This window comes from Sinomonas sp. G460-2 (assembly GCF_047759905.1).
GTDB lineage: Bacteria > Actinomycetota > Actinomycetes > Actinomycetales > Micrococcaceae > Sinomonas.
In genome coordinates, this window is sequence record NZ_JBKZWT010000180.1 from 1 (window position 1) to 7366 (window position 7366).

Annotated in this window: 10 protein-coding genes; 5 read left to right on the top strand and 5 right to left on the bottom strand. The window is 67.8% G+C overall.

Translation table 11 applies throughout. The features are described from left to right. The first annotated feature begins 9 nt into the window (after positions 1–9). Entirely contained in the window at positions 10–174 is a 165-nt protein-coding gene (locus ACLN58_RS14955) for a hypothetical protein (protein WP_415856059.1), read from the top strand. 132 nt (positions 175–306) lie between these two features. Here the strand turns inward: ACLN58_RS14955 and ACLN58_RS14960 are convergent, their stop codons facing one another. The 4 genes from ACLN58_RS14960 to ACLN58_RS14975 form a co-directional block, all read right to left on the bottom strand. Then, positions 307–474, bottom strand: coding sequence for a DUF3117 domain-containing protein (locus ACLN58_RS14960; RefSeq protein WP_138414063.1), 168 nt, complete (start codon positions 472–474; stop codon positions 307–309). Positions 475–621: 147 nt separating this feature from the next. Continuing rightward, positions 622–1890 (bottom strand): hypothetical protein, encoded by a 1269-nt coding sequence (locus ACLN58_RS14965; protein ID WP_415856051.1) that lies wholly within the window; start codon positions 1888–1890, stop codon positions 622–624. After that, positions 1887–2225, bottom strand: a complete 339-nt coding sequence (locus ACLN58_RS14970) for a DivIVA domain-containing protein (protein WP_415856052.1) — start codon at positions 2223–2225, stop codon at positions 1887–1889. Before ACLN58_RS14970 ends, ACLN58_RS14965 begins: the two co-directional genes overlap by 4 nt. Then, on the bottom strand, positions 2222–3085 hold the full coding sequence (locus tag ACLN58_RS14975; RefSeq protein ID WP_415856053.1) for a TIGR00730 family Rossman fold protein: 864 nt from the start codon (positions 3083–3085) through the stop codon (positions 2222–2224). The genes ACLN58_RS14970 and ACLN58_RS14975 overlap by 4 nt, the downstream gene beginning before the upstream one ends. 94 nt (positions 3086–3179) lie before the next feature. On the opposite strand from ACLN58_RS14975, the gene ACLN58_RS14980 reads away from it, so the two are divergent. From ACLN58_RS14980 to ACLN58_RS14995, 4 genes are all read left to right on the top strand, one after another. Next, entirely contained in the window at positions 3180–3935 is a 756-nt protein-coding gene (locus ACLN58_RS14980) for an amino acid ABC transporter ATP-binding protein (protein ID WP_415856054.1), read from the top strand. Positions 3936–3991: 56 nt separating this feature from the next. Further along, positions 3992–4894: a glutamate ABC transporter substrate-binding protein gene (locus tag ACLN58_RS14985; protein ID WP_415856055.1), complete on the top strand. Its 903-nt coding sequence runs from the start codon at positions 3992–3994 to the stop codon at positions 4892–4894. 69 nt (positions 4895–4963) lie between these two features. Next, on the top strand, positions 4964–5611 hold the full coding sequence (locus ACLN58_RS14990) for an amino acid ABC transporter permease (protein WP_415856056.1): 648 nt from the start codon (positions 4964–4966) through the stop codon (positions 5609–5611). Next, positions 5608–6483, top strand: coding sequence for an amino acid ABC transporter permease (locus tag ACLN58_RS14995; RefSeq protein WP_415856057.1), 876 nt, complete (start codon positions 5608–5610; stop codon positions 6481–6483). Before ACLN58_RS14990 ends, ACLN58_RS14995 begins: the two co-directional genes overlap by 4 nt. Before the next feature lie 99 nt (positions 6484–6582). Here ACLN58_RS14995 and dapE read toward each other — a convergent pair. Next, positions 6583–7366 (bottom strand): succinyl-diaminopimelate desuccinylase (gene dapE, locus ACLN58_RS15000; protein WP_415856058.1); only part of this gene is annotated, 784 nt, incomplete at its 5' end.

A 7366-nucleotide genomic window follows, 5' to 3' on the forward strand; every position in this document is an offset into this window, starting at 1 on the left:
GGCCTGCTCGTGATCAACGACGCCCTCGACCGCGACCGCGCGGCCAACCCGGCCCACCGGGAGCCGACGGCCGTGCGGCTCCGCGAGCTGCACCGGGCGCTTCGCGAAGACGAGCGACTCGCGACCGCGCTCCTGCCCACCGGCGAAGGGCTGTTCCTCGCCTCGCGGCTCTGAGGCTGGCCAGTCGCCGAGTGGCCACCTCTTCCCTGTCGAGTGGCCGCGTCCCGCCCCCGGACTCACGAGAAGGCCGGCCCATTCGGGCCGGCCTTCTCGTGAGTCCGCGTGCGCTCGGGGCGCCGACAGGAGCTATTCGGTCACGCCGACGAGGCACTCCTTGAGCTGGGCAGCCTCTTCGGCGTTGAGCTCGACCACGAGCCGACCGCCACCCTCGAGGGGAACCCGCATGATCAGGCTGCGACCCTCCTTGGTGACCTCCATCGGGCCGTCGCCGGTACGCGGTTTCATGGCTGCCATGTGAACATCCCCTCTAGTTATTTGCCCGCACGTGTCTGCGGGCCGTCGGACGCACCTTCGCTCACCGGAGTGATACGCAGGCGCGCCACCTTGTCCTTGCCTTTACATTATCAGTCGGGATACCGCGGGGTAGCTAAGCGCTCCCGGTCACGGCGGCCAATCGCCGCCGCCCGGGAGCTCCGTCCAACCCCAGAGCCACTGGACCCAGACGATCTCCAGGAGCACGAACATCACGAGCACGGCGCCCCGGTAGGCGCGCGATCTGGAGAGAGCCGCGCCCGCGAGCGCTAGCGGGAAGAACGGCAGCATCATGCGGAAGGTGCTCGTCTGCGGATAGAGGAAGGCGAGAAGGTACAGGGCGTAGGTGGCACACCAGAGCCTGAGCTCGAGGCCGATGAGCCTGACGTGGGAGCTCGTGAGGTAGAGCGCCGCGGCGGCGACGAGGACGAACGGTGCGATCGCTCCGATGACCGGCCCGAAGAGGTACCGGCCGGTGTCGAGCCACGGCATGAACGGCACGAGGTCGCTCCCCCGCCACACGGCCTCGGTGTCGGTATAGGCCGTCATGACCCCGGTCGCGACCCACGCGATGGCCGGCCACGCGAGGGCGGACGCGGCTGTGGCGACCGTCAGGACCGCGAGGCGCAGCAGCTCGCCTGGCGCGAGCGGACGACGGCGCCGCCCCACCCAGCGCACGAGGAGGAGGATCGCGAGCATCGCCGCGAGCGGAACCCCCACGGGGCGGGTGAGGCACGCGACGGCGACCACGGGGATCGCAAGGAGGTAGCGGCGCTCGACGATCCACAGAAGCGCCCACGCAAGGAACACCATCCCGAGCGACTCCGCATACGGGACCTGGAGGATGGCGGAGATGGGGAAGAACGCAAAGAACGCGACGCCCCATATCGAGGTTTCGTGCCCCGCAAAATGCCGGAACAGGCGGTAGACCACGAGGGCCGCGGCGAAGCCGGCCGCCATCGCGACGATCTGGGCCGCGACCTGCCAGGGGATGCCCGTGACGATCCAGAGCGTGCGGACCACATAAGGGAAGACGGGGTAGAACGCCCACGCGTTCTCACTGACCGTGCCGGATGGCGAGCGTGGCAGGACGTGCGGGTAGCCGTTCACGACGATCCGGCCGTACCACTCCGAATCCCAGATCTGGAGGAAGCGGAAGTAGTCGGGTTGGGGTGCGAACCAAGGGTTGGTGCCCTGCTGGAGGGCTGCCGCGGCGAAGATCGCGAACGAGGCGACGCGCGAGGCCCCGAAGATCAGCAGCACCTGGACCCACCACGGCCGCCGCAGGAACCAGCGCACGGCCCACAGCAGCCCGGCACCGAGAGCGGCGTGAACGGCCGACGGCGTCGCCCGCCCAGGCGCGCCGGTCACCGCGCGCCCGTCGAGCCCGCCGCTCACTCAGGCGCCTCGGCCTCGACCTCGGCCTCGGCGCGCGAGGCCGTGCGAAGCCGAGCAATCTCGGCGTCCTGCGCCGCAATCCTGTCCCGCAGGAGCGCGAGCACCTCGTCAACCTGGTCCATACGGTAGCCGCGGAAACCGAGCGAGAAGCGGACCCGATCGACGTCCTGGGGGGTGGGGTGCTCGGGCAGGAAGACGGGCGGGAGCCCGGGCTCGGGCTCCTCGAGGCCGCCGTCAAGCGCCTCGGGCAGCGAGCGCCCTCGGAACGCGGCGAGACCCACCCACACGAGGCCGGCCGCGACGACGATAGCGAGGAAGACGAGGAAGAAGCTCACTCGCCGTCAGCCTTCTCAGGCGACCACACCGCTTCGGCTTCCTCGACCGCCGCCTCTTCTTCCTCCTCGGCCGAACCGAACATCCCCCCACGCCGATCCTGGGTGTTGGCGCGAAGCCCGGCCAGCACCAGATCCACGGCGTCCTCGGCCGTGTCTGTCACCTGAATGAGGTCCATGTCCTCCGGCGAGATCATGCCCTCAGTGACGAGAGTCTCTCGGAGCCAGTCGATCAGGGGGCCCCAGAATCGGGTCCCGACGAGCACGATCGGGAAGGACGTGACCTTGCCAGTCTGAACGAGCACCATGGCCTCGAAGAGCTCGTCGAGCGTGCCGAGGCCGCCGGGCAGCACCACAAAGCCGTGGGCGTATTTGACGAACATCGTCTTGCGCGCAAAGAAGTAGCGGAAGTTGATGCCCAGATCGACCCAGGGGTTGAAGCCCGTCTCGAACGGAAGCTCGATGCCGAGGCCCACTGACGTCCCCGCGCCGTCGACCGCGCCACGGTTGGCCGCCTCCATCGAGCCGGGACCGCCGCCCGTGATGACCGCGACGCCTTCTTGGGCCAGGAGCCGCCCGATGGCGAGCCCCATGTCGTAGTAGTCGCTGCCCTGCTTCGTGCGGGCCGAGCCGAAGATGCTGATCGCAGGACCGAGCTCGGCTAGCGCGCCGAAACCCTCGACGAACTCGCTCTGGATCCTCATGACGCGCCACGGATCGGTATGGACGAACCGGCCAGCCCCGTGGGTGTCGAGGAGGTGCTGGTCCGACGTGCCCTGGAGAGCCTGGCGTCGGCGCAGCTCAAGCGGGCCCTTGCGCCGGGAGGGGACGGGGCCGTCGCGGCGCGGTGATTCCGTGGTCATGCTCTTAGGCTAGCGGTCTCGCTTGAATCACGATTGGCGGGAGCGGGCTCCAGTTTCCGGACCCTGAAAGGTAATCTCCGTTACATTGGTGGGCATGACATCCGAAGCACCCTCGGGTTCACTCGTCTCTGTCCAGAGCGTGAACAAGCACTACGGCCAGCTGCACGTGCTGCAGGACATCAATCTCGACGTGCGGAAGGGCGAGGTCGTCGTCGTCATCGGGCCGTCCGGGTCCGGCAAGTCGACGCTATGCCGTGCGATCAACCGCCTCGAGACGATCGAGTCCGGCGAGATCTTCATCGACGGCAAGAAACTGCCCGACGAAGGCGCCGGGCTCGCGCGGCTCCGCGCGGACGTCGGCATGGTCTTCCAGTCGTTCAATCTCTTCGCGCACAAGACCATCCTCGAAAACGTCACCCTCGGTCCGATCAAGGTCAAGGGGGTCGACAAGAAGACCGCCGAGAAGGAGGCCATGGCACTCCTCGAGCGTGTCGGCGTCGGCCATCAGGCGCCCAAGCTGCCCGCCCAGCTTTCGGGCGGCCAGCAGCAGCGCGTCGCGATCGCCCGCGCGCTCGCCATGAAGCCCAAGGTCATGCTCTTCGACGAGCCCACCTCGGCGCTCGACCCCGAAATGATCAACGAGGTTCTCGACGTCATGGTCGAGCTCGCGCGCGAGGGCATGACGATGATCGTCGTGACGCACGAGATGGGCTTCGCCCGGAAGGCCGCCGACCGCGTGGTCTTCATGGCCGACGGCCAGATCGTCGAGCAGGCATCGCCTGAGGAGTTCTTCACGAACCCGCAGAGCAGCCGAGCCAAGGACTTCCTGTCCAAGCTGCTCACTCACTGACCCCAGCACAGACTCCCAGGCAGGGCCCTGCGCCCTACGAGAAAGGAATGCTGACCATGGCACTCTTCCGCACCAAGAAGGCCGCCATCACCGCCGCGACCGCGGTACTAGCCCTCGCGCTCAGCGCGTGCGGGGGTTCTGGTGGTGGCACTTCGTCGTCCGAGGGCACGGGGGCCTCGGCGCCGTACACGGTCGCGAGCAACGTCTCGCTCACCGGCAGCCCGACGTTCGACAAGATCAAGTCCGCGGGCAAGGTCCGCATCGGCGTCAAGCAGGACCAGCCGGGCCTCGGCTTCATGGACGCCGCGACCGGCGAATACTCCGGCTTCGACATCGAGATCGCCAAGTGGGTTGCCGCCTCGCTCGGCTACGGCAAGGACAAGATCGAGTTCAAGCCGATCCCGTCCGCCAACCGTGAATCGGCGATCCAGAACGGCGACATCGACTTCTACGTCGGCACGTACTCGATCACGGACTCCCGCAAGAAGCTCATTGACTTCGCGGGTCCGTACTTCATCACCGGTCAGGGTTTGCTCGTGAAGAAGTCCAACACGACGATCAACAGCGAGAAGGACCTCGCGGGCAAGACCGTGTGCTCGGCTACGGGTTCGACCCCCCTGCAGAACATCCAGAAGAACTTCCCGCAGACCAAGGCGCAGTCCTTCGATACGTACTCGCAGTGCGTTGACGCGCTCAAGAACGGCCAGACCGACGCCGTGACGACCGACCAGGCGATCCTCCTCGGCTACGCCGCGCAGGACCCGGACAACCTCAAGGTGGTCGGCCAGCCGTTCACCACGGAGAAGTACGGCGTGGGCCTCACCAAGGGCGACACCGCGCTCCGCAAGTTCATCAACGACATGTTCACGAACGGCAAGGACACCTGGCAGAAGGTCTACGACTCGACGCTCGGCAAGTCGGGCACGAAGGTCCAGCAGCCCGCCGTCGACAACTACTGACAGGCGCACGGTGGGCGGGGCGCGGTGCGCCCCGCCCACCGTGCGTTCTCTTCGACAGAGAAGGCTGAAGTGAGCACTCTCCTCAACAATCTGGACGTCTTCACCACCGGATTCCGCACCACGATTGTCCTGTTCCTCGTCTCCGGGTTCTTTGCACTCATCCTCGGCACCGTCGTTGGCGCCATGCGAGTCTCGCCGATTCCGGCCCTTCGCGCGTCAGGGACGGTCTACGTGAACGTAGTCCGCAACACGCCGCTCACGCTCGTGATGTTCTTCTTCGCGTTCGGCTACCCCAAGCTCGGGCTCCCGGAGATTGACTTCACGGTCTCCGCCATCGTGGCCCTGAGCCTCTACACGGCGAGCTACGTCGCCGAGGTCCTGCGCTCGGGCGTCAACACCGTGCCCGTCGGCCAGGCCGAGGCCGCGCGCGCGATCGGCCTGCCGTTCACGCAGACGCTTACCCTCATCGTCCTCCCCCAGGCGTTCCGCTCCGTGCTTCCGCCGCTCTTCAGCGTGCTTATCGCGCTCCTCAAGAACACGACGGTCGCAGCGGGCTTCTCGGTGTACGAGGCGGGCGCGATCCGTGCGTACCTCGCCGAGCGCGGCGAACCCGCGCTCATCGTCCTGCTGTGGGTCGCCTTCTTCTTCGTGGTCCTCGTCCTCATCCTCGCGCAGCTTCAGCGCTACTTCGAGAAGAAGTGGAAGGTGGCCCGATGAGCTCGGTCCTCTATGACGCACCAGGCGCGAAGGCCCGCGCGCGGCACCGGATCTTTGGCCTCGTCTCGATCGTGGTCGTCGCGGCGATCATCGCGTTCGTCCTGTGGCGCTTCGCCGAGACGGGCCAGTTCAGCGCCGCGAAGTGGCAGATCTTCACCTTCGCGCGCGTCCAGCAGACGCTCCTCGACGCGACCGGCGCCACCCTCTCGGCGTTCGGCGTCGCGGCCGTGGGCAGCCTCGCGCTCGGTCTCTTCCTGGCTGTCGGGCGCCTCTCGGACCGGCCGTGGGTCTCGACCCCGTTCCACTGGTTCACGGAGCTATTCCGCGCGATCCCGGTACTGATCCTCATGATGCTGCTGTACTACGGTCTGCCGCCCGCTCTTGGCGTCAAGTGGCCGCCGTACACGGCAGTGGTGATCGCGCTCGTCCTCTACAACGGCTCGGTGCTCGCGGAGGTCTTCCGCGCCGGGATCGAGGCGCTCCCGAAGGGTCAGCGCGAGGCCGGCATGGCCATCGGCCTGCGGAAATCGCAGGTCATGGCGAGCATCCTGCTCCCGCAGGCGGTCCGCTCGATGCTGCCCGTGATCATCTCGCAGCTCGTCGTGACGCTCAAGGACACCGCGCTCGGGTTCATCGTCACGTACAACGAGATCCTGTTCCAGGCCAAGTTCTTCGGCTCGCAGGTCCAGTACGGGACGCCGATCGTGCCGTCTGCGATTGTCGCGGGCGTGCTGTACGTCGGGATGTGCCTCATCCTGTCCGGCCTCGCGAAGCTCGCGGAGCGCCAGCTCCGCCGAAGCCAGCGGGTGGCCGGCCCCAAGCGGGGAGCCCCAGCGCTCAGCGCGGCGCAAGGCGCGGCGGACAAAATCTAGAGAGACGCGGTCAGCCGAACAAGCCGATCGTTGAGGGGTCACGTTCCGTGGGTGAGAACCCACTGAACGTGACTCTTGGCCGTTTAAGGCCCCGACTGGTTACGCAGTGAGCCAGGCCTGCAGCGCGCGGAAGCACGCGCGGACGTCCTCGGCGGCCACGCGCTCGTCGTCCTTGTGGGCGAGGAGCGGATCGCCGGGACCGAAATTCACGGCCGGCACCCCGAGAGCGCTGAAGCGGGCCACGTCGGTCCAGCCGTACTTGGGCTTGGGCTCCTGGCCGACGACGGCGACGAAGGCCGCAGCGGCGGGGTGGTTGAGCCCGGGGCGGGCGCCCGCCGCGCCGTCCGTGCGCACGACGTCGAAGCCCCTCAGCAGGCCGCGGACGTGGGCCTCGGCCTCGTCGAGGGTCTTGTCCGGAGCGAAGCGATAGTTGATCTCGACCGTGCAGCGATCCGGGATGACGTTGCCGGCCGTGCCGCCCTGGATCTTCACGGCGTTGAGGCTCTCGCGGTACGCGAGCCCGTCCACTTCGACCGTGGCCGGCTCGTAGGTCGCGAGGCGGGCGAGGATCGGGGCGGCGGCGTGGATCGCGTTCCTCCCCATCCAGGCTCGCGCCGAATGCGCTGCCTCCCCTACCGTGGTCGCCTCGACGCGGAGCGTGCCGTTGCAGCCGCCCTCGACCGTGCCGTGCGTCGGCTCGAGCAGGATCGCGAAGTCGCCCGCGAGGAGTTCGGGGCTCGTGCGCGCAAGTCGACCCAGGCCGCTCTTGGCGGCGTCGACCTCCTCATGGTCGTAGAACACGAAGGTGACGTCCCGCGTCGGGCGAGCGGCGCCGTCGTCCGTTGGGGCGAACAGCGCGGCGGCGAGCGCGAGCTGGACCGCG

Bases quoted from the DNA above. Each gene is read 5' to 3' on its own strand.
- ACLN58_RS14960 (WP_138414063.1), bottom strand. From the start codon at position 474: ATGGCAGCCATGAAACCGCGTACCGGCGACGGCCCGATGGAGGTCACC.
- ACLN58_RS14975 (WP_415856053.1), bottom strand. From the start codon at position 3,085: ATGACCACGGAATCACCGCGCCGCGACGGCCCCGTCCCCTCCCGGCGC.
- ACLN58_RS14980 (WP_415856054.1), top strand. From the start codon at position 3,180: ATGACATCCGAAGCACCCTCGGGTTCACTCGTCTCTGTCCAGAGCGTG.
- ACLN58_RS14985 (WP_415856055.1), top strand. From the start codon at position 3,992: ATGGCACTCTTCCGCACCAAGAAGGCCGCCATCACCGCCGCGACCGCG.
- ACLN58_RS14995 (WP_415856057.1), top strand. From the start codon at position 5,608: ATGAGCTCGGTCCTCTATGACGCACCAGGCGCGAAGGCCCGCGCGCGG.